Source organism: Roseovarius gaetbuli (assembly GCF_900172365.1).
In the GTDB taxonomy this organism is placed as follows: Bacteria; Pseudomonadota; Alphaproteobacteria; order Rhodobacterales; family Rhodobacteraceae; genus Roseovarius; species Roseovarius gaetbuli.
The window spans coordinates 1-19,322 of sequence record NZ_FWFJ01000037.1 but is presented as its reverse complement, the minus strand read 5'-3'; the positions used below and the strand labels follow the sequence as shown (position 1 = coordinate 19,322).

Below are 19,322 nucleotides of genomic sequence, written 5' to 3'. Positions count from 1 at the left end.
CTTTGCTCGGTCCTTTTGGCGCCAGAATCGGCCAAACGCAGACGCATTGCAAGTGCCCCTGAAAGTGATGTACTCAGACCCCCTGAAACCATGGCAGGAGCCGGGCAAATGGCCGATGTGAAAAAACTCTTTATCAAGACCTACGGCTGTCAGATGAACGTCTATGACAGCGAGCGTATGGCCGAGGCCATGGGCGGCGCCGGGTATGTCGAAACCCAGACCCCCGATGACGCCGACATGATCCTGCTCAACACCTGTCATATCCGCGAAAAGGCCGCCGAAAAGGTCTATTCCGAGCTGGGCCGCTTTCGCGATCTCAAGGCGGCGAACCCGGATCTCAAGATCGGCGTGGCGGGCTGTGTCGCGCAGGCCGAGGGCGAAGAGATCATGCGCCGCCAGCCGCTGGTCGATCTGGTGGTCGGGCCGCAAAGCTATCACCGTCTGCCCCAGATGGAGGCCAAGGTGCGCGCCGGGGGCACGGCGCTTGATACCGATTTTCCCGCTGATGACAAATTCGATACCCTGCGCCACCGGCCCAAGGCCGCGCGTGGCCCGACCGCCTTTCTGACCGTGCAGGAGGGCTGTGACAAATTCTGTGCGTTCTGCGTGGTGCCCTATACCCGTGGCGCCGAGGTAAGCCGCCCGGCCAGCCGCATCCTTGAAGAGGCCCGCAACCTGGTCGAGCGCGGCGTGCGCGAAATCACCCTTCTGGGCCAGAACGTGAATGCCTATCACGGCGCTGGCGAGGGTGGCGGAGACTGGACATTGGCCCGGCTGATCTGGGCGCTCAATGACATCGACGGGCTGGAACGCATCCGCTTTACCACCAGCCATCCCAATGACATGGGCGACGACCTTATCGCGGCGCATGGCGAATGTGCCAAGCTGATGCCCTATCTGCATCTTCCGGTGCAGTCGGGCAGCGACAAGATCCTCAAGCGGATGAACCGGAGCCACACCGCCGAAAGCTATCTGCGCCTGATCGAGCGCATTCGCGCGGCGCGCCCCGATATCCTGTTGTCGGGCGATTTTATCGTCGGCTTCCCGGAAGAGACCGAGGCCGATTTTCAGGCCACGATGGATCTCGTTGAAGAGGTCAATTACGGCTATGCCTATTCGTTCAAATATTCGACCCGCCCCGGCACCCCGGCCGCCGAGCGTGCGCAGGTCGAGGAGGATGTGAAATCGGAACGCTTGCAACGTCTGCAAGGCCTGATCACCCGCCAGCAACGCGCCATTCAGGACGCGATGGTGGGGCGCACCGTGGGGGTTTTGTTTGAAAAGCCCGGTCGCCTTGAGGGGCAGATGATGGGCAAATCCGATTACCTGCACGCGGTTCATGTGGCCAATGCCGATGTGGCCGTGGGCGAGCTGGCCCGTGTCGAGATCATCGAAAGCGGCACCAACTCTTTGGCCGGACGTCTGGTTCGGGGCTGAAACCCGCACCATTTGCCCCGATTGTGGCAGAATTGCGGCAAACCCTATGGATTGTTTCCAGGCCATCCACAATATATGGTAGAATTTGCTTCACTTTAATTTGATTGTTGCTACAATTTAGCCATATTTTGAAGGTTGGGCGGCGCATCCATTGCACAGCTTTGCCTGGGGGCAAGAAAAGGACAGTAGGGTGACGAAAATTATTTCGAATACGCTGCGCGGCATGGTCGGGGGCGCATGTGCAGCGGCCCTTTGTGTCGTCATGACGGCGGGGGCGGGCTTTGCCCAGAGCGGCGGGCAGCGCACCATTGTTGGTGAGCGCTATGTTCCGACAATATGGGTTGATCCCGATGGCTGTGAACACTGGGTGATGGATGACGGCGCCGAGGGCTATATGTCCCCCCACGTCAGCCGCCAGGGCATTCCGGTCTGCCGCGAGGCGAACCTCTGTGGCGTGATCAACACCGACCAGATGTTTGCCACCGACAGCGCGCGCATCAATTCCAGCGGTCGCCAGCGTCTTGCGGAGTTCTTTGAGCAGGCAGGGGCGGTGTCCTATACCATCGTCGGTCACACCGACAGCCGCGCCTCGGATGAATACAACATGGGTCTTTCCCTGCGTCGCGCCAATTCGGTAGCCTCGGTCGCCAAGCGCACCGGCGCGAGCATTGCCGATGTGCGTGGCTACGGCGAACGGATGCCCAAGGCGTCAAACAACACCGCAGAAGGCATGGCGCAAAACCGCCGCGTCGAAATCTTGTGCTGGCGCTAAGGGGACCGGATGATGAAAACAGTTAAACTTGCACTCGCGCTTCCGATCATCGGCCTGCTTGCCGCCTGTGAAGGTGGCGGTCATGGCGCGGTCGGGGCCGACAAGACCCGCGATCGCGGCACCGACAAGAAACATCTGAGCCAGCTTCAGGCCGGTATCTGGATTGACCCCAACGGCTGTGATCACTGGATCATCGACGATGGCGTCGAGGGCTACCTGTCGCAACGTCTCGATAAGTTCGGCAAGCCGGTCTGTTCGGGCGTCGGCCCGGCGACGGTCGCCACCGGCAACTTCAAAGGCGGCAGCTCGATCCCGGATTCGCTCTGAGCGTGGCGATCACAGCTCAAAAAATCGAACTGCGGGCCGAAGGGTCCGCAGTTTTTCGTTGTGGAGGGCAAAGTTTCGCCACCCACCGCTTGCACCTTGCCGCGCAACTTGGCAGGCTGAAGTCACACCTCTGGTTTTGGGAGAACTGATTGGTCCATAGCGCGCCACCCCCCGTTTCCGACGTGGCTTCGATCCACGAAGCCGTGATTGAATTTCCCGATAACAAGCTGCTGATTGATCTGTGCGGCGAATATGACAAGAACCTTGCCGAGATCGAGCGCAGCCTTGGCGTGCAGATCGTCCGGCGCGGCAATCACTTGTCGATCATCGGCGAAGAGGCCGCCGCCGCCGAGGCGGTGAGCGTGCTGAACGCGCTTTACGGGCGGCTTGAAACCGGCAAGGGCGTCGAACACGGGGATGTCGACCGCGAACTGCGCATGGGCGGCTCGGATGCGGGCACTGGCGCGCGCGACGGGGATCAGCTTGAGATGTTCAAGGGCGGCGCGGTCGAGATCAAGACCCGCAAAAAGCTGGTCGAGCCGCGCACCGACGCGCAAAAGGCCTATGTTCACTCGCTGTTTGCCAATGAACTGGCCTTTGGCATCGGACCTGCGGGCACCGGCAAGACCTATCTGGCGGTGGCGGTGGCGGTGAATATGTTCATCGAGGGCCATGTGGATCGCATCATCCTGTCGCGTCCGGCGGTCGAGGCGGGCGAAAAGCTTGGCTATCTGCCCGGTGACATGAAGGACAAGGTCGACCCCTACATGCAGCCGCTTTATGACGCGCTGAACGATTTCCTGCCCGGCAAACAGCTTGCCAAGCTGATCGAGGAAAAGCGGATCGAGATCGCGCCGCTGGCCTTCATGCGCGGGCGCACCCTGTCGAATGCCTTTGTGGTGCTGGATGAGGCGCAAAACGCCACCTCGATGCAGATGAAGATGTTCCTGACCCGCCTTGGCGAGGGCAGCCGCATGGTGATCACCGGCGATCGCACCCAGATTGACCTGCCACGCGGGGTGCCGTCGGGGCTTTCGGATGCAGAGCGGCTTTTGAAAACCATTCCCAAGATCAGCTTTAACTATTTCACATCCAAAGATGTGGTACGCCATCCACTTGTGGCCGCGATCATCGAGGCCTATGAGGCGGACGTGTAACGCAAGGGCGCGCAATGGGATGTTGACCGAGGTGATGATAGAAGACGACCGCTGGCAGGCGGCGCAGCTTGAGCCATTGGCCGAACGCGCGGCCACGGCGACGCTGACGCATCTCGGGCTTGACCCGGACGCCTTTGAAATCAGCGTCTTGGGCTGTGACGATGCGCGCATCGCCGTGCTGAACGGTGATTTTCGTGAAAAGCCGCAACCGACCAACGTGCTGTCCTGGCCAAGCGACGAGCGCGCGCCCGAGACCCCCGGCGCGGTGCCCGATCTGCCGGTACCCGGCCAAGACGCTGAGCTTGGCGATATCGCGATCGCCTATGACACCTGCGCCGCCGAGGCCGCCGCTGGCGACAAGCCGCTTGGCGATCATGTGACGCACCTGATTGTGCACGCGGTCCTGCATTTGTTGGGCTATGATCATATCCGTGACCAAGATGCCACTTTGATGGAAGCAACCGAAGTGGCGATACTTGGCAAACTGGGGTTACCTGACCCATATTAGGCTATTGGGCGCTTGTGCCCGCAAACTGGAAAGAGACGGATGGGCGAGAGTATCGACGGGTCTTCTAACGCAGCGCAAAGCGCGCAGCCGGAAGACCAGACGACAAGTGAAGAAACAGGCGGTTTTTTTCGCCGTTTCATAGGTGTGTTCAACCCCACCGATGCCACAGCTTTGGACGAGCACGAAGATGCAACGCCGACCAACGGCGGCTTTGGCATGCGCAACCTGCGGGATATGGCGGTCGAAGACGTGGCCATCCCCAAGGCCGATATCGTCTCGGTGCCCGCCACCATCACCAAAGATGAGCTGGTGCATGTTTTCCGCAACAGCGGCATGACCCGCCTGCCGGTCTATGAGGGCACGCTGGATACGCCGATCGGCATGGTGCACCTCAAGGATTTTGCGCTCAAGCATGGGTTCAACGGCAATGGCGGGCGGTTTTCGCTCAAGCGGATGCTGCGGCCGTTGTTGTTCGTGCCGCCCTCGATGCCGATTGGCGTGCTCTTGCAAAAGATGCAGGCCGAGCGGCGTCACATGGCGCTTGTGATTGACGAATATGGCGGCGTTGACGGTCTGGTTACCATCGAAGACCTGATCGAACAGGTCGTCGGCGAGATCGAGGACGAGCATGACATCGACGAGGGCCATTTCTGGAACGAAGAAAGCCCCGGCTGTTACGTGGCGCTCGCCAAAACCCCGCTTGAGGATTTCGAGGCCGAAATCGGCCAATCCCTGACCGATGTGGATTCGGTCGATGAAGAGGAAATCGACACGCTTGGCGGGCTGGTCTTCATGCTGCTTGGCCGGGTGCCGGTGCGCGGCGAGGTGATCGAGCATCCAGCCGGCCCCGTCATCGAAGTGATGGAGGCCGATCCGCGCCGGGTCAAACGCCTGCGCGTCCGTCTTGCCGAGCCGGTGAATGGCTAAGCTTTCAGGCCTGCCGGATCGGGCCTTGCGCCGCATCTCCGGCATGGCGCCGCTGCGCCGCTGGCTAAGTGTCATTGCCATTGGCGCGCTCGCCGCTCTAGGGCAAGCGCCCTTTGGCCTCTGGCCGGTGACGCTGGTGATGTTCGCGCTGCTCATTGGCCTGTTCCTCAAGGTCTCTGATTGGCGTCAGGCGGCGTGGCTCGGCTGGGCCTTCGGCACCGGCTATTTCCTGCTCGCGCTCAGCTGGATCGTCGAGCCGTTCCTGGTCGATGTGGCGCGTCACGGCTGGATGGCACCTTTCGCGCTTTTGGGGCTTGCGGCGGGGCTTGCCCTGTTCTTTGCAGGCGGCCTTGCGCTTGGCCGCGCGGCCGGGGGCGGTGTGGCCGGATTTATCGGCGGGCTTGGCCTGGCCGAGGCCGCGCGCGGATATGTTTTCACCGGTTTTCCATGGGCGCAGCCGGGGCATGTTTTGATTGATACCGGCCTGTTGCACTGGGCCTCTTACGCGGGATCTCTGGGCCTCACGGCGCTTGTGCTTGGCGGGGCGGCGGCGCTTTGGCATGCCGTGTCGGGCGGGCGTCGGGCCGCCGTCGTGGTGGTTGCGCTTGGCTTGCTCTGGCCCTTGGGGGCGACCTTGCGCCCTGACGCGGCGGCGCCGAGCGACGCACCCGTCGTGCGCCTGATCCAGCCCAATGCGCCGCAACACGAAAAGTGGCAGGCTGACAAGATACAGGGGTTTTTCGACCGCCAGATCCTGTTCACGCAGGCAGGTGAGCAACGCCCCGATCTGATCGTCTGGCCGGAAACGGCGGTGCCGGTCATGCTCAACACCGCCGCGCCGACGCTTGAGGTGATCTCGGCGGCGGCGGGCGGCGTGCCGGTGGTTGTTGGCTTGCAACGCTATGACGGGCCACGGCTTTACAATTCGCTCGCCCTGATTGAGGCCGGTGGCACCGTCGCGGCGGTCTATGACAAACATCATCTCGTGCCCTTCGGCGAATATATGCCCTTTGGCGACTGGCTTGGGCAGATCGGCATTCACGGCCTCGCCGCCAATGAGGGGCAGGGCTATTCCTCGGGGCCGGGGGCGCAGGTAATCGACATGGGCGGGCTTGGCGCGGCCTTGCCGCTGATCTGTTACGAGGGGGTCTTCGCGCAGGATGTCCTGTCGGCGCCCGAGCGCCCCGATTTCATGCTTTTGATCACCAATGACGCGTGGTTTGGTCAGGTCTCTGGCCCCTATCAGCATCTGGCGCAGGCGCGGCTGCGCAGCGCCGAACAGGGCCTACCGATGATCCGGGTCGCCAATACCGGGGTTTCGGCGATGATCGACGCCACCGGCCGGATCACGGCCGAGATCGCCATGGGCAAGGCGGGCTGGCGCGATGCGCCCTTGCCGCCGCCCTTGCCGCGCACGCTTTATGCGCGCACCGGCGATCTGGGTATGGTCGCGCTTTTCGCTCTGCTGCTTGGTTTGTCACGCATCGGCAACAGGCAAACCGCCCCTGGCATATAGTGATTGACGCGAACCGGGCAGGGGCGTAACCAAGCCCAAATTCGTCACAACGGCTTCCTGGCGTGGCGCGATAGAATATTGGAGCGTTTTCATGGCAAGACAGAACTATCTTTTCACTTCCGAGTCGGTCTCGGAAGGGCATCCCGATAAGGTATGTGATCGTATCTCGGACGCGATCCTTGATGCCTTTCTGGCCGAAGAGGCCAACGCCCGCGTGGCCTGTGAAACCTTCGCCACCACCAACTTTGTGGTCGTTGGTGGCGAGGTGGGTCTGTCGGATCCTCAGCGTCTCAAGACGTTCATGGGCGGCGTTGAGGCCATCGTGCGCGAGTGTGTGCGCGATATCGGCTACGAGCAGGAAAAGTTCCACTGGAAGCACCTGTCGTTCCAGAACCTGTTGCACCCGCAATCGGCGCATATCGCACAGGGCGTCGATCGTGACGGCGCCGGGGATCAGGGCATCATGTTCGGCTATGCGGTTGATGAAACAAAAGAATTGATGCCGGCCCCCATTCTCTATGCTCATGCGATCCTCAAGCGGCTTGCAGAGGCGCGCAAATCCGGGGCCGAGCCGACACTTGGGCCGGATGCCAAGTCACAGCTGACCCTGCGCTATGAAGACGGTCGCCCGGTCGAGGTAACACAGCTTGTTCTGTCGACCCAGCACACCGATGAAAGCCAGACCAGCGACGACATTCGCGCCATTGTCGAGCCCTACATCAAAGAGGTTCTCCCGGTCGGCTGGCTGACCGAGAAAACCGAATGGTGGGTGAACCCGACCGGCACCTTCGTGATCGGTGGGCCGGATGGCGATGCAGGCCTGACCGGGCGCAAGATCATCGTTGATACCTATGGCGGCGCGGCCCCGCATGGCGGCGGCGCGTTCTCGGGCAAAGACCCGACAAAGGTGGACCGTTCGGCGGCCTATGCGGCGCGCTATGTGGCCAAGAACGTGGTTGCGGCAGGTCTGGCAGCACGCTGCACCCTGCAGCTCAGCTATGCGATCGGTGTGGCCAAGCCGCTGTCGATCTATGTCGATACGCATGGCACCGGGCAGGTGGAGGACATGCGGATCGAAAAAGCGGTCGAGGCCTGCATGGACCTTACCCCGCGCGGCATCCGCGAGCATCTTGACCTCTGCCGCCCGATCTATTCGCGCACAGCGGCCTATGGCCATTTTGGCCGCGCACCCGAAGCCGATGGCGGCTTTAGCTGGGAACGCACAGATCTGATCGAGGCTTTGAAAAAAGCCGTTTAATCAAGGGGCTGGCGCGCGTTCTTCGCGTGCCAGTTTAACTGGATATGAAGCGCGAAACACATCCCTCAGGCGCGCCTTGGCGCAACTTTTATGGTCGGTTCAAGGGCAAGACCCTGCGGCCAAGCCAAGAGACCTATCTTGACGAAGATCTGGCGAAACTCTCGCCGGGATCGGTTGGATGGGACGAGAACCCCGACCGCGAAAACATTGACCTGAAAGCGCTTTTTGGCGGTCGCGATGTCTGGCTTGAGATCGGCTTTGGCGGGGGCGAGCATATGGTGCATCAGGCCGTTCAAAACCCTGACGTCGGCATCATCGGTTGCGAGCCGTTCATCAACGGCGTGGCCATGCTCTTGGGGAAAATCCGCACGGCCGAGGCGCACAACATCGCGGTTTATCCCGGCGACGTGCGCCATATGTTTGACGTCTTGCCAGAGGGCTCGATCTCTCGGGCGTTTCTTCTTTATCCTGATCCATGGCCGAAAAAACGCCACCACAGGCGCCGGTTTGTCACCGAAGAGCATTTAACACCGCTCTGCAAGGTCATGAAAAAAGGCGCCATTTTCCGGGTGGCGACGGACATTCCCGATTACGTGCGCCAAACGCTTGAAGAGGTGCCGCGCCACGGGTTCGAGTGGCTTGCAGAGCGCCCCAGCGATTGGCGCGAGCCATGGGATGACTGGATATCGACGCGCTATGAGCAAAAGGCCCTGCGCGAAGGGCGCGTGCCGCATTACCTGACCTTCCGCAAGCGCTGAGCGGCCACTCGCCCAGCTTTTGCGTGCCGGTCTCGTCCTCTAGGCGGCGCTAGTCCGGCTCGCCGCCGAAATGCGCCCAGAATTCATCACGCGGGTTGCTGCGCGGGAACGGAATATCGGGAACCGGCACCTCCAGGAAATCGCAGAGCGGTTGCCAGCCATCGGTGACGTGAAACACCAGGAGGCGGTCGGAAGGAACCTGATCGCGCACCGTCTGATTGTTCGCGCGATAAGCGGCAATGGCACAGTCGCGGTCGCTGTGATCCTCAAAGGTATCCTTCAGGAACCAGTCCGACATCGTGCGAAAGATATCATGAATATGCGGCGGCAGGTCCATCTCGGGCGCATTGGTGAAAAACTTGCTGATCGTGGTGCTGAAGCTGTTCCACCATGCGTCTTCGGGGCGTTCGGTATGGATCACCTTGGCCTCGGGAAAGGCAGTGATCGTTTGCGGCCAGACCGCTGCGCCGGGCCAGTCGACCTGGGCGTTGTAGCCGTCAAAAACTGCGGTCCAATCCACCGGCCTGCCTGCGGCGATGGCGGCCCAATGCGCCGGTTGGGCCGGGTTTTCCATGACTTCGACCATATGGTGACAGGGCCCAAGTCCAAGATGTTCGAGGGCCAGTTTCGTTGACATTGTTCCGGTGCGTCCGAAACCCGAGCCGATAATTTTAAGTGTCATATAATACCGCGGCCCGGTCATGCCTAAGGCGAAGGGCAATATCGGATGCCGTCCCATGCTGGATGTCCGAAAAAACCATACCATTACTACCGCTGTCCCGACAAGTTAGGGCGAGGGCGCATGTTTTTCTAGAGAAATCTTGCGGGACCGGGACCGGAGGGGCGCCTCAGGCAGCCAGTTTGCTGCCAAGCCGCCCCAGCATATCAAGGCATTGCTGAAGCTGATCAAGCGACACGTACTCATCGGGCTTATGGGCCTGGTCAATTGATCCGGGCCCGCAGACCACCGCCGACATGCCGTATTGCTGAAAGATGCCGGCCTCGGTGCCAAACGGCACAAGCTCTGCGCCGTTGGCGCCGGTCAGCTCCATCAGGATAGCCTTGGCCTCGTTCATTTCCGCAGGTTCCAGCCCGTCAACCTCGCCGATGACTTCGGTCACGATATTGGCGTCGGGGCAAATGCTTTGCATGGCGGGCAAGAGCACGTCGCGGCAGTACTGGCGCAGGTCATCCTTGACGAAACTCGCGTCCGAGGCCTGAACCGGGCGCATTTCCCACTCGATGCTGGCATTCGAGGCAATCACGTTATGGGCCACGCCGCCCTTTACGCTGCCGGTGTTGATCGTGGTCCAGGGGGGATCAAAGCGGCTGTCGCTTGGTGCGCGGTCGCGCAGGGCATCCTTGAGCGCCAGCAGCCGGTTGATATAGCGCGCCGCATATTCCACCGCATTCACGCCGCGGTCCGGGGCCGAGCCATGGCCCGCAAGCCCGCTGAAATGGGTGGTATACTCATAGCACCCCTTGTGGCCCTCGATGATGCGCATGCTGGTCGGCTCGCCGATGATCGCCACGCCAGGGCGGATGCCCTTGGCCTTGAGGCTGTCGACAAGGGCCTGCGCCCCGAAACAGCCCACCTCTTCGTCATAGGTAAAGGCAAAATGCAGCGGGCGATCCCTGACCTGTTCGGCAAAGATCGGGGCCATGGCCGTGGCGGCGGCGATAAAGCCCTTCATGTCACAGGTGCCGCGCCCGTAAAGATGGCCGTCGTGTTCAATCAATTCGAACGGATCGCTCGCCCAATCCTGTTCGGCCACGGGCACCACGTCGGAATGCCCTGACAGAACGATGCCGCCATCCACTTCGGGGCCGATGGTGGCGAAGAGGTTGGCCTTGTGGCCGATTTCGTCATGAAAGATGTCGACCCGTGCCCCGTGGGATTCAAGCACATGCGCAAGATAGGCGATCATATCGAGGTTGCTCACTTCCGAAACGGTCGGAAAGGCGATCAGATCGCGCAAAAGCGCAACGGTATCGGAAAGCATGGTGCGCACGGGGGATATCCTTGGCGGTTTGAAGGTCGTTGAGACTGCGCGACTGTGTTGAGCATGGCCAAGCCCGTCAAGCCCTGAGGGTGTAATTTTCCCAGGATGGCACCGCCGAAAGCGAGGTGAAATGGGGGCAACCGCGACCCTGAGTTGTGGTCAGGTGTGTGAATTCAGGCTCACACCGCTAGATATCTGGCAAATATGCCCATTTTGTCCGAATCACTTCAAAAACATCTAGCGATTGTGGCTAAAAAACGGTAATTGGAAGACACAAAAACAAAGTGGTGCGCCAAAGTACCATGTTCTGAGGTTTAAAGTGGTGGTGTTATGAACGCGATTGATTATGTCGCCCGCACAGATGCGGGCATGTCGCAGCATGGGTCGGTTTTGGCTCAAGGCGGTGTGACGGTTATACCGGCCGATCAAGGCCAGGAAATTTCCCTGAACCTCAGACAGACCGACATCCAGGGCTACGCGCGGGATGGCGGTGATCTTGTGATCACGCTGTCCGATGGCCGGGTCATCGTGCTGGACAATTATTACAGTGATGCAGGCGCGGCGCAAAGTCGGTTGTTCATCAGCGCAGATGGCTATCTGAACGAAGTCAGCCTTGTCGAGGGCACCCAAGGCACGGTTTACGCGCAATACGGTCCGATCGAACAGTGGGGCAAGTGGAGCCCGACCGAAGATCTTATCTTCCTGAGTGGCAATGAAATTACCGCGCCGGTTGGCGGCGATGACGAGGTCTCGATGCTCGGGGCCGGTCTCTTGGCTGGCGGGGGCCTTTTGGGTCTTGGCGGCGCCGGGGCGGCTGGTCTTGCGGCGGCGGCCGTGATCGGTGCTGGCGCCGGTGGCGGTAACGGCGGCGGCGCTGGTGGCGCGACCCGCATTCCGCCTTCGGTCAATGAAGATGGCACTATTACCATTGGCGGCGATGATGCGGATAACCCGACGATCGCGATCACCGGCGGCGGCGAGCCCGGCTCGGATGTTGGGGTGACCATCGGCGATCAGACCGTCGATACCGTGGTGGATGAAAATGGCGAATGGGACGTCGTGTTTGAAGGCGACACCTTCCCCGAAGATGGCGAACATGATGTCATCGTCGTGGTGACAGAACCCGATGGCACCGAGACCACGCTGGATGGCCCGTCGATTGTTATCGACAGCACCCCGCCCGAGGTAACGGTCGAAGAAGGTACCGTGGCCGCGGATCACGTGGTCAACGCAGATGATTACAATGACGGTGTCGATATCGCCGGTCAGGGCGAGCCGGGCGCGGCGATCACGGTTGTGGTCGATGGTCTGGAAAAGAGCACCGTCATCGGTGAAGACGGTCAGTGGAAGGTCAACTTTGATCCTGCCGACCTGGCCGGGGGCGAGCGTGAGCCCGAGGTGACCATCACCGCAACCGACAGTTTTGGCAACTCGACCACGGTCACGGATGCCCTTTCGATTGATACGGTGCCGCATCCGATCACGATCAACAGTGCCACCATCGGTGGCGACGGGGTTGTGAACTTTGATGAGGCCGCCGCAGGTTTCCAGGTCACGGGCCATCCACGCCCGGTGCGACGGTGCGCGTCACCCTTGGCGGCGTCGACAGGGATGTCTTGGTCGATGGCACTGGCAACTGGTCGGCTCAGTTCGACGCAAGCCACATTCAGGCCGGGAAATCCGATGCCACGCTGACCGCAAGCACGATTGATGCGGCGGGCAACCCGAGCCAGACAACCGGCACCTTCCGTGTCGACACCGAGGTGCGCGACTTTGCCATGTCGGGCAGTGCCGGTGGCGACGATTCCGCGATCAACGCGGCCGAACAGGGCGACGGCTTTACCATGAGCGGTCAGGTCGAGCCGGGCTCGCGCGTGGTGCTGACCTTCCGCGGGGCAGAGGTTGATGCGGTTGTCGCCGCAAACGGAAGCTGGACCGCGTCCTTTACCGGCGCGCAAATTCCGGCGGGCACCTATAGCGCCGATGTCTTTGCGATTGCGACCGATGCGGCCAACAACACCTCTGAGGAGCTTCGCCAGACGATCACGGTTGATACCGAAGCGGGCAGCCTGACGCTGAACGCGGCCAGCATTGGCGGCAATGGCGTGATCAACGGCGACGAGGCGAATGACGGCGTTCTGGTCACCGGCACCGCCGATCCCGGCGCGCGTGTCATTGTCACGCTGGACGGTGTCGAACATACCGCAGTGGCCAACACTAGCGGTCAGTGGCAGAGCCTTTACAGAAGCCAGGAAATCACCCGCGGCACCCATGACCCGCTGGTCACGGCCTATACCGAGGATGCCGTCGGCAACCCGACCGAAGTCGAGGCGACGGTGCGTGTGGATACGCAGGTTGATAACCTCAACCTCAACGATCTCAATCTGGCGATCACGGCCGATGGCCGCGATGTGATCAACAACGATGTGGCCACCGGCGGCTTTAACGTCACCGGCACGATCGAGCCGGGCTCTGAGGTTACTGTGACCATCGACGGGGTCGAACATGACGCCACCGTTGACACCAACGGCAACTGGGTTGCCGTCTTTGGCGCCAACGAGATTACCTCCGGTCAGCGCTTTGCCGACCTGCGCGTCGATGTTCTTGATCCGGCGGGCAACGAGGCCTTCCTTGAGCAAACGGTTCAGATCGACACCTTTGTCGATGAGCTGTCGCTTCAGGGGCCGATCACCTCGGGTAACGTGGTCAATATCGCCGAGGCGCAGGGCGGGCTCCAGCTCTCGGGTCGTGTCGAGGCAGGATCAAGCGCAAGCATCGACGTCTTTGGCCGCACCTATGACGCGGTTGTGGACAGCGCGGGCAATTGGACGCTGACCATTCCAGAGGGCCATTTCCCGCAGGACGATGGCAGCGCGCAGATGGTGATCAACGCGACTGACTGGGCGGGCAACACCGATCAGATCATTGAAACGCTGAACTATGACATGGTGGCCCCCGATACCCCCGGTATCGTCGGTTATTTCCGTCAGGGCGACGGCTATCGCAATGCCACCGTGGAAACCAACGAAGACGACATCAGCATTCATCAGGTTGATGCAGGCGGCAATGTTCAGCAGTTGTCGCTTGGCGAACAGCCCAATGCCTTTACCGGTGAGACGGATTACTTCTTTCTCAACAATGCCGGTGGCGTTCAGCCGGTTCCCGATGGCTCGCAACTTGTGGTGACCGCGACCGATCCCGCTGGCAATGCGGCCAGCACCTATGTGGTGCTCGATGAAACCAGCACCTCGGTGGTTAATATCGCCAACCCGAACCTGGCCGCGTTCGATATTGAGACCATCGACCTGCGGTTTGGCGATCAGTCCCAACTTACGCTGAGCGAAGCGCAGGTTCTGGCGCTGTCGGGCAATAGCGATAGGGTTCTGGTGCAGGGCGGCGGCGATGATCACCTGACCATCGCGGGCGCGCAATCGGCGGGCAGCACCCAGATCGACGGCCAGAGCTATGACATCTACACCCTTGGCAATGATGCCACGCTGGTGGTGGATGACGAGATCCGGATCGTTACCTGAATCAAGGCCGGGGCGCGCGAGATATCTGTCTGCGCGCCCCCAAAAGATGAACCCGATAAGAGGGCAGACCATGGGGCAGGGGCAAAGATCAGCACATTGGCTGGCGGCAGGCACCGCCTGTTTCTTTCTGGCAGGATGCCTGTCAGGGACAGGCGACGAAGAAAGCGTGTCGCGCTTCAACCTGAATGCGGGCGCGCGCCCCGATCAGGTGGCGCGACAAAAGGAATCCGCCAATTCCCCGATCATCACCGCCCTTCAGGACCGGCGCAGCGTTCTGCCCTCGGACGGCAGCTTTGATCAGGTCGCAGGCGCCGTGCTTGGCGCCTATAGCCGCAGCGCCGAGGCCGACCTGCTGAGCGCGCGGTTGCGCGCCGAGGCGGCGTCGAAAAACTGGTTGCCGCGGATTGGCCCGAACATCAGCCTCACCAGCCTGAGCGATATCGTCTCGCAACTCATCGTCGAGCAGGTGCTGTTTGACAACGGCCGCAAAAAGGCCGAGCGCGGCTTTGCCAAGGCCGATGTCGAAGTGGCCGCCGTCACGCTGGCCGATGACGTCAACGGGCGTGTCCTGAGCGGTCTGTCGCTCTATCTTGATGCGGCTGAGGCGCGCGAACGCGTCGCGCTTGAAACCCGCACCCTCGCCGATATGAGCCGGTTTGAATATATCATGTCCGAGCGCGTCAAAGGCGGCGTCTCGGATATGTCCGACCTCAATGTCCTTGGTCAGAAGCTGGCCGAGATCCGCGCCACGCTGGCAAGCCAGACCGAGGCCGAAACCACCGCGCTTGCAGAGTTGAACGCGATGTCGGCGCGCCCGCTGAACGGCGTCACCGGCCTGAGCGAAATGCCGGTCCATATCGACGACGCAGAGCCGCTTGACGTGCTCAAGGCCGAGGCCGAGAAAGAGCGCGATATCGCGGGCGCCGTAATGGCGCGCGCCGGTCTGCTGCCGGGTCTGACGGCGGGCGGCACGCTTGGCGACGGCGGTAGCGGCATCGGCCTTAACCTGCGCTCGGAAAAGCTTTTGGGTCTTGGCACCGGGGCGCAGATGCGCGCGATCGAGGCCGAGAAAGAGGCCGCGAGCCGCCGTGTCACACAGGCCGAAGAAGACAGCAACCGCATCCTGCAACGGCTTGAGGCGCGGCTTGCCGCCCTCTCGCGTCAGGTCGGCGAGGCAAGCGCGCTCAGCAGCGCCGCTAAGGCCAACCTTGACCTCTTTCAAGAGCAATACGAGGCCGGCCAACGCCAGGTCATGGATGTGGTCGGCGTCTATGAAACCTTCGCAGACCGCCAGACCCGCGCCGTCAGCCTGAAATACGAACTGGCCCTGGCGCGGCTTGAAATTGCCCGTCACCTTGGCCTTTTGGCGGACGGGAGCCGGATTTGAGCAAAGCGCCAATCGCTCTGACCATCACCAGCGGCACCAAAGGCGCGGCTCTGCGCCGGGCGGCCACTGAGGGGGCAGACGAGGCGACGGTGGCCTCGCGCTTTGGCGCGCGGGCCGAGGCGCGGGCCAAGCTTGGCGCGAGTTATGCCGTGCATCTTGGTGTCGAGGTCATGGCGCGCGATATCCTTGAGGCGATGATCGCCAGCGATGCCAACGGCCCGGCCAATGACTCTCCGCAACCGCAGGCCCTGGCCGATGGGCTAGAGGCGGTGGGGCTTGTCTCGCGGGTTGAAACCGTGGCCCATCCGCATCCCGACCGCTGGCCCGCCCTTGCGCAGATGACCAGCGGGCAATTCGTGCTTGTGCTCGGCCAAGAGCGCGGCACGCTGGTGATTTACGACACCACCTGCACCGACAATCGCACCGAGGTGCCGGTCGACGAATTCGAGCCGTTTTTCACCGGCATGATCGTGCGCGCCGAGGCACCTGTGCAAACGCTAAGCCGCGCGCATGACCTTCCGAGCGCCAAGGCGCATTGGTTCTGGTCGCAATTTGCCGGGTTTCAGCGCCACATCGCCGAGGTCACGCTTGGGTCATTCGTCGCCAATATCCTGGCCGTCGCGGTCGCGCTTTTCGCGCTTCAGGTCTATGACCGGGTGATCCCGCATCAATCCGAGGCCACGCTCTGGGTGCTGGCCGCCGGCGCTGGTCTTGCGCTGGTGATGGAGGCCGGCCTCAAGATCGCGCGGGCGCGCCTGATGGATGGCGCGGGGCGCCAGATCGAGTTGAACGTCCAGAAAATCCTGATGGATCGTCTGCTTGGCATGCGATCAGAGCTGGCCAGCAAGAGCCCCTCGAACCTGTTTAGCGCGATGCGCGAATTCGGCTCGGTGCGCGAGTTTTTCACCGCCTCGACCATCGGCACGCTGACCGACCTGCCGTTTATCGTGGTGTTTCTGGCGCTTGTCGCCTCGATTGCCGGCAACGTCGTCTGGGTGCTGATCGCGGGCGGCATCATCATGGTGGTGCCGGGGTTCTTGTTGCAAAAGCGGATGATGCGCCTCACCCAGGACATGCAGGGCGCCGGCGCGCGCAGTGCGCGGCTTTTGCACGAGGCGATCTTTGAACTTGATACCCTCAAGACACAGCGCGCCGAGGATCGGTTTCGCCGCCTCTGGGGCGATCTGACCGCGCTTCAGGCGCTTAAATCCAGCGATCAGCGCCGCCTTGGGTCGGCGCTGACATTCTGGGCGCAGGGCGTGCAGCAGGCGACCTATATCGGGGCGGTGATCCTTGGCACCTATCTTGTGTTTGCCGGGGAGTTCACCGTCGGCTCGATCATCGCGGTCGGTATCCTGACCAGCCGCACCCTTGGCCCGCTAACCCAGCTAAGCGGCACTCTGGCCCGCTGGGGCAACGTCAAATCGGCCCTGAACGGCCTTGATGCAATCGCGCTTGCCAGGCAGGACGAGGAAGAAGACCGCAGCTATCTGCGCCGTGAACAGATCGACGGCGGGTTCGAGCTTCGCGAGGTGCAATTCACCTATGACGAGGGCGCGGCGCCGGTTTTGGATGTCGCCGGGCTTGCCATTCAGCCGGGGCAGGCGGTTGCGGTGCTTGGCACCAACGGATCGGGTAAATCGACCTTTCTCAAGCTCTTGTCGGGGCTTTATGCGCCAAGCAAGGGCCGGGTTCTTCTGGATGGCACCGACATGGGACAGATCGCGCCGCGCGATTTGCGCCGTCTGATCGGCTATCTGGGCCAAGACGTGCGCCTGTTCACCGGAAGCCTGCGCGAGAACCTGAACCTGACGCTGCTGGAACGCGATGACGGCCGTTTGATGCAGGCGCTTGATTTTGCCGGGCTGGGGCCGTTCGTGAAAAGCCACCCCAAGGGGCTTGATCTTGAAATTCTCGACGGCGGTCGCGGGTTGAGCCAGGGCCAGCGGCAAAGCATCGGCTGGGCGCGGCTCTGGCTTCAGGACCCGAAGATCTGTCTTCTTGATGAACCCACCGCGGCGCTTGATCAGACGCTTGAACGCACTCTGGTGAGCCGCCTTGAAACATGGCTCAAGGGGCGCACGGCGATCATCGCGACGCATCGCATGCCGATCCTGTCCCTGACCAGCCGCACCCTGATCCTTCAGGCCGGGCGCATGGCCGTGGACGGGCCGCGCGATCAGGTGCTGGCGCATCTGGCGCAGGCCGGACCCACCGCACAGGGAGGTGCCTGAGATGAGCCGTCTGGACAGCCCCCGCACCACCGCCGGCATTCTGGCCGAGCTGAATGACCGGTTGCGCGGCCCGAGCCTTACGGTCTGGCTCTGTGCGCTGACGGTCTGGGCGTTTATCCTCTGGGCGGCTTTTGCCTGGATCGACGAGATCGTGCGCGCGCAGGGCGAGTTTATTTCCACCTCGCGCCCGCAGATCATCCAGAACCTCGAAGGCGGCATTCTGTCCGAGCTTTTGGTGCAGGAAGGCGATGTTGTGGCGCGTGGCGATATCCTTGCGCGGCTTCACGACACCCAGTTTGAAAGCGCGGTTGTCGACCTCAGCGACCAGATTGCCGCGCTTGAGGTGCGCCGCCTGCGCCTTGAGGCCGAGCTTGCCGGGCAATTCGACTTTACCGTTCCCGGTGCCCTTGACGCACGCGCGGCCGATATGATCGCCTCGGAGCGCGCGCTCTTGAAGGCCCGGCAGGAAGATTTCGTCAAGCGCAGCGAGGGGGCGAAAAGCGTTCTCAAGCAATCGTCCGAGGAAAAGCGCCTGTTGGAGAATCTGCTTGAGCGCAAGATCGTGGCCTTGATCGAGGTGACCCGCGCGCGCAAGGCCCATGCCGACGCGCAAAAGCGCTATGACGAGATTGTCACCCAGGCCGAGCTTGAGCGCGCCGAGGCCTATTCCGAGACCCTCAAGGAGTTGGCGACGCTGCGGCAGGGTCTTAAATCCAGTCAGGATCAGCTTAACCGCACGGTGCTTCACAGCCCGCTGCGCGGGATCGTCAACAATCTCAAGGTGACCACGATCGGCGGTGTGGTGCGTCCGGGCGAGCAAATCCTCGAGATCATCCCGCTGGATGAGGAGATGTTTGTCGAGGCCCGCGTCGAGCCGCGCAACATCGCCAATATCCGGCGCGGACGAGAGGCGACGATCAAGCTGACGGCCTATGATTATACGATCTTTGGCACCCTCAAGGGGCAGGTGAATTTCATCTCTGCCGACACGTTCAAGGACGAACGCGCCCGCGATCCCGATGGCGATCCGCATTACAAGGTGACGCTTCGGGTGGATATGAGCGCGCTGACGCCGCGCCAGGCGGGCATCGAAATCCGCCCTGGCATGCAGGCCGAGGTCGAGTTGCACACCGGCGAAAAGACGGTGTTGCAGTATCTTCTTAAGCCGCTCTACAAATCCCAACAGGCGTTGCGCGAACCCTAGGGCATGGTGCTCAAAAATGGGGACCGGTTTTGAGCTTCTCGAACGTGCGAAAGCAATACTTTAGAGCATGTCACGTGAATTCGAATGAAGCCGACATGCTCTGTAAGCGTCCGGTCTGACCGCCCCTATGGCGCGGTTTTCCATGGGAGCAGGTCGTCGACGCGGTTGATCTTGTAGTCTGGGATGCGGGCAAGTGTGTCGGCGAGCCATGCTTGCGGATCGATACCGTTCAGTTTGGCCGTTTCGATCAAGGTGTAGGCAATGGCGGCAGCTTTACCACCGGTCTGTGATCCAACGAACA

At 61.6% G+C, this 19,322-nt stretch carries 17 protein-coding genes and 1 riboswitch; of the genes, 14 read left to right on the top strand and 3 right to left on the bottom strand.

Annotated elements, in window-relative coordinates:
* Window positions 1-108 precede the first annotated feature (108 nt).
* From miaB to trmB, 9 genes are all read left to right on the top strand, one after another.
* A complete protein-coding gene (miaB, locus tag ROG8370_RS15190; protein ID WP_085828027.1) occupies window positions 109-1,437 on the top strand; it encodes a tRNA (N6-isopentenyl adenosine(37)-C2)-methylthiotransferase MiaB in 1,329 nt (442 codons plus the stop codon).
* Window positions 1,438-1,627: 190 nt separating this feature from the next.
* Window positions 1,628-2,209 (top strand): OmpA family protein, encoded by a 582-nt coding sequence (locus ROG8370_RS15185; protein ID WP_370738347.1) that lies wholly within the window; start codon window positions 1,628-1,630, stop codon window positions 2,207-2,209.
* Window positions 2,210-2,221: 12 nt separating this feature from the next.
* The gene (locus ROG8370_RS15180) at window positions 2,222-2,536 is read left to right on the top strand and encodes a hypothetical protein (RefSeq protein ID WP_139838177.1); all 315 of its coding nucleotides are present in this window, start codon (window positions 2,222-2,224) and stop codon (window positions 2,534-2,536) included.
* Window positions 2,537-2,685: 149 nt separating this feature from the next.
* Window positions 2,686-3,693: a PhoH family protein gene (locus tag ROG8370_RS15175; protein ID WP_085828025.1), complete on the top strand. Its 1,008-nt coding sequence runs from the start codon at window positions 2,686-2,688 to the stop codon at window positions 3,691-3,693.
* 19 nt (window positions 3,694-3,712) lie between these two features.
* Complete coding sequence (gene ybeY / locus ROG8370_RS15170; RefSeq protein WP_085828024.1) at window positions 3,713-4,201, top strand: rRNA maturation RNase YbeY; 489 nt, start codon at window positions 3,713-3,715, stop codon at window positions 4,199-4,201.
* Window positions 4,202-4,240: 39 nt separating this feature from the next.
* Window positions 4,241-5,128 carry a CBS domain-containing protein gene (locus ROG8370_RS15165; RefSeq protein ID WP_085828023.1) on the top strand — a complete coding sequence of 296 codons (888 nt, stop codon included), beginning with the start codon at window positions 4,241-4,243 and terminating at the stop codon, window positions 5,126-5,128.
* Complete coding sequence (gene lnt / locus ROG8370_RS15160) at window positions 5,121-6,644, top strand: apolipoprotein N-acyltransferase (RefSeq protein ID WP_085828022.1); 1,524 nt, start codon at window positions 5,121-5,123, stop codon at window positions 6,642-6,644. Before ROG8370_RS15165 ends, lnt begins: the two co-directional genes overlap by 8 nt.
* Before the next feature lie 38 nt (window positions 6,645-6,682).
* A riboswitch (SAM-SAH riboswitch) is annotated at window positions 6,683-6,730 on the top strand.
* 5 nt (window positions 6,731-6,735) lie between these two features.
* Window positions 6,736-7,902 carry a methionine adenosyltransferase gene (metK, locus tag ROG8370_RS15155; protein ID WP_085828021.1) on the top strand — a complete coding sequence of 389 codons (1,167 nt, stop codon included), beginning with the start codon at window positions 6,736-6,738 and terminating at the stop codon, window positions 7,900-7,902.
* 44 nt (window positions 7,903-7,946) lie between these two features.
* Complete coding sequence (gene trmB / locus ROG8370_RS15150) at window positions 7,947-8,660, top strand: tRNA (guanine(46)-N(7))-methyltransferase TrmB (protein WP_085828020.1); 714 nt, start codon at window positions 7,947-7,949, stop codon at window positions 8,658-8,660.
* Window positions 8,661-8,709: 49 nt separating this feature from the next.
* Here the strand turns inward: trmB and ROG8370_RS15145 are convergent, their stop codons facing one another.
* Window positions 8,710-9,342, bottom strand: coding sequence for a sulfotransferase family protein (locus ROG8370_RS15145; RefSeq protein ID WP_085828048.1), 633 nt, complete (start codon window positions 9,340-9,342; stop codon window positions 8,710-8,712).
* Between the two features lie 166 nt (window positions 9,343-9,508).
* The gene (gene argE / locus ROG8370_RS15140) at window positions 9,509-10,663 is read right to left on the bottom strand and encodes an acetylornithine deacetylase (protein ID WP_085828019.1); all 1,155 of its coding nucleotides are present in this window, start codon (window positions 10,661-10,663) and stop codon (window positions 9,509-9,511) included.
* A 330-nt stretch (window positions 10,664-10,993) separates the two neighbouring features.
* On the opposite strand from argE, the gene ROG8370_RS21030 reads away from it, so the two are divergent.
* The 5 genes from ROG8370_RS21030 (at window position 10,994) to ROG8370_RS15105 (ending at window position 19,021) form a co-directional block, all read left to right on the top strand.
* Window positions 10,994-12,358, top strand: coding sequence for a BapA prefix-like domain-containing protein (locus tag ROG8370_RS21030; protein ID WP_245827427.1), 1,365 nt, complete (start codon window positions 10,994-10,996; stop codon window positions 12,356-12,358).
* Window positions 12,244-14,196: a hypothetical protein gene (locus ROG8370_RS21025; protein ID WP_245827419.1), complete on the top strand. Its 1,953-nt coding sequence runs from the start codon at window positions 12,244-12,246 to the stop codon at window positions 14,194-14,196. Before ROG8370_RS21030 ends, ROG8370_RS21025 begins: the two co-directional genes overlap by 115 nt.
* A 70-nt stretch (window positions 14,197-14,266) precedes the next feature.
* Window positions 14,267-15,583 (top strand): TolC family protein, encoded by a 1,317-nt coding sequence (locus ROG8370_RS15115; RefSeq protein WP_085828014.1) that lies wholly within the window; start codon window positions 14,267-14,269, stop codon window positions 15,581-15,583.
* A complete protein-coding gene (locus ROG8370_RS15110; protein WP_085828013.1) occupies window positions 15,580-17,817 on the top strand; it encodes an ATP-binding cassette domain-containing protein in 2,238 nt (745 codons plus the stop codon). Before ROG8370_RS15115 ends, ROG8370_RS15110 begins: the two co-directional genes overlap by 4 nt.
* A gap of 1 nt (window position 17,818) precedes the next feature.
* On the top strand, window positions 17,819-19,021 hold the full coding sequence (locus tag ROG8370_RS15105; RefSeq protein ID WP_085828012.1) for an HlyD family type I secretion periplasmic adaptor subunit: 1,203 nt from the start codon (window positions 17,819-17,821) through the stop codon (window positions 19,019-19,021).
* Window positions 19,022-19,146: 125 nt separating this feature from the next.
* Here the strand turns inward: ROG8370_RS15105 and ROG8370_RS15100 are convergent.
* Window positions 19,147-19,322, bottom strand: a 176-nt coding sequence (locus tag ROG8370_RS15100; RefSeq protein WP_139838167.1) for a transposase domain-containing protein, incomplete at its 5' end; no start/stop codon positions are given.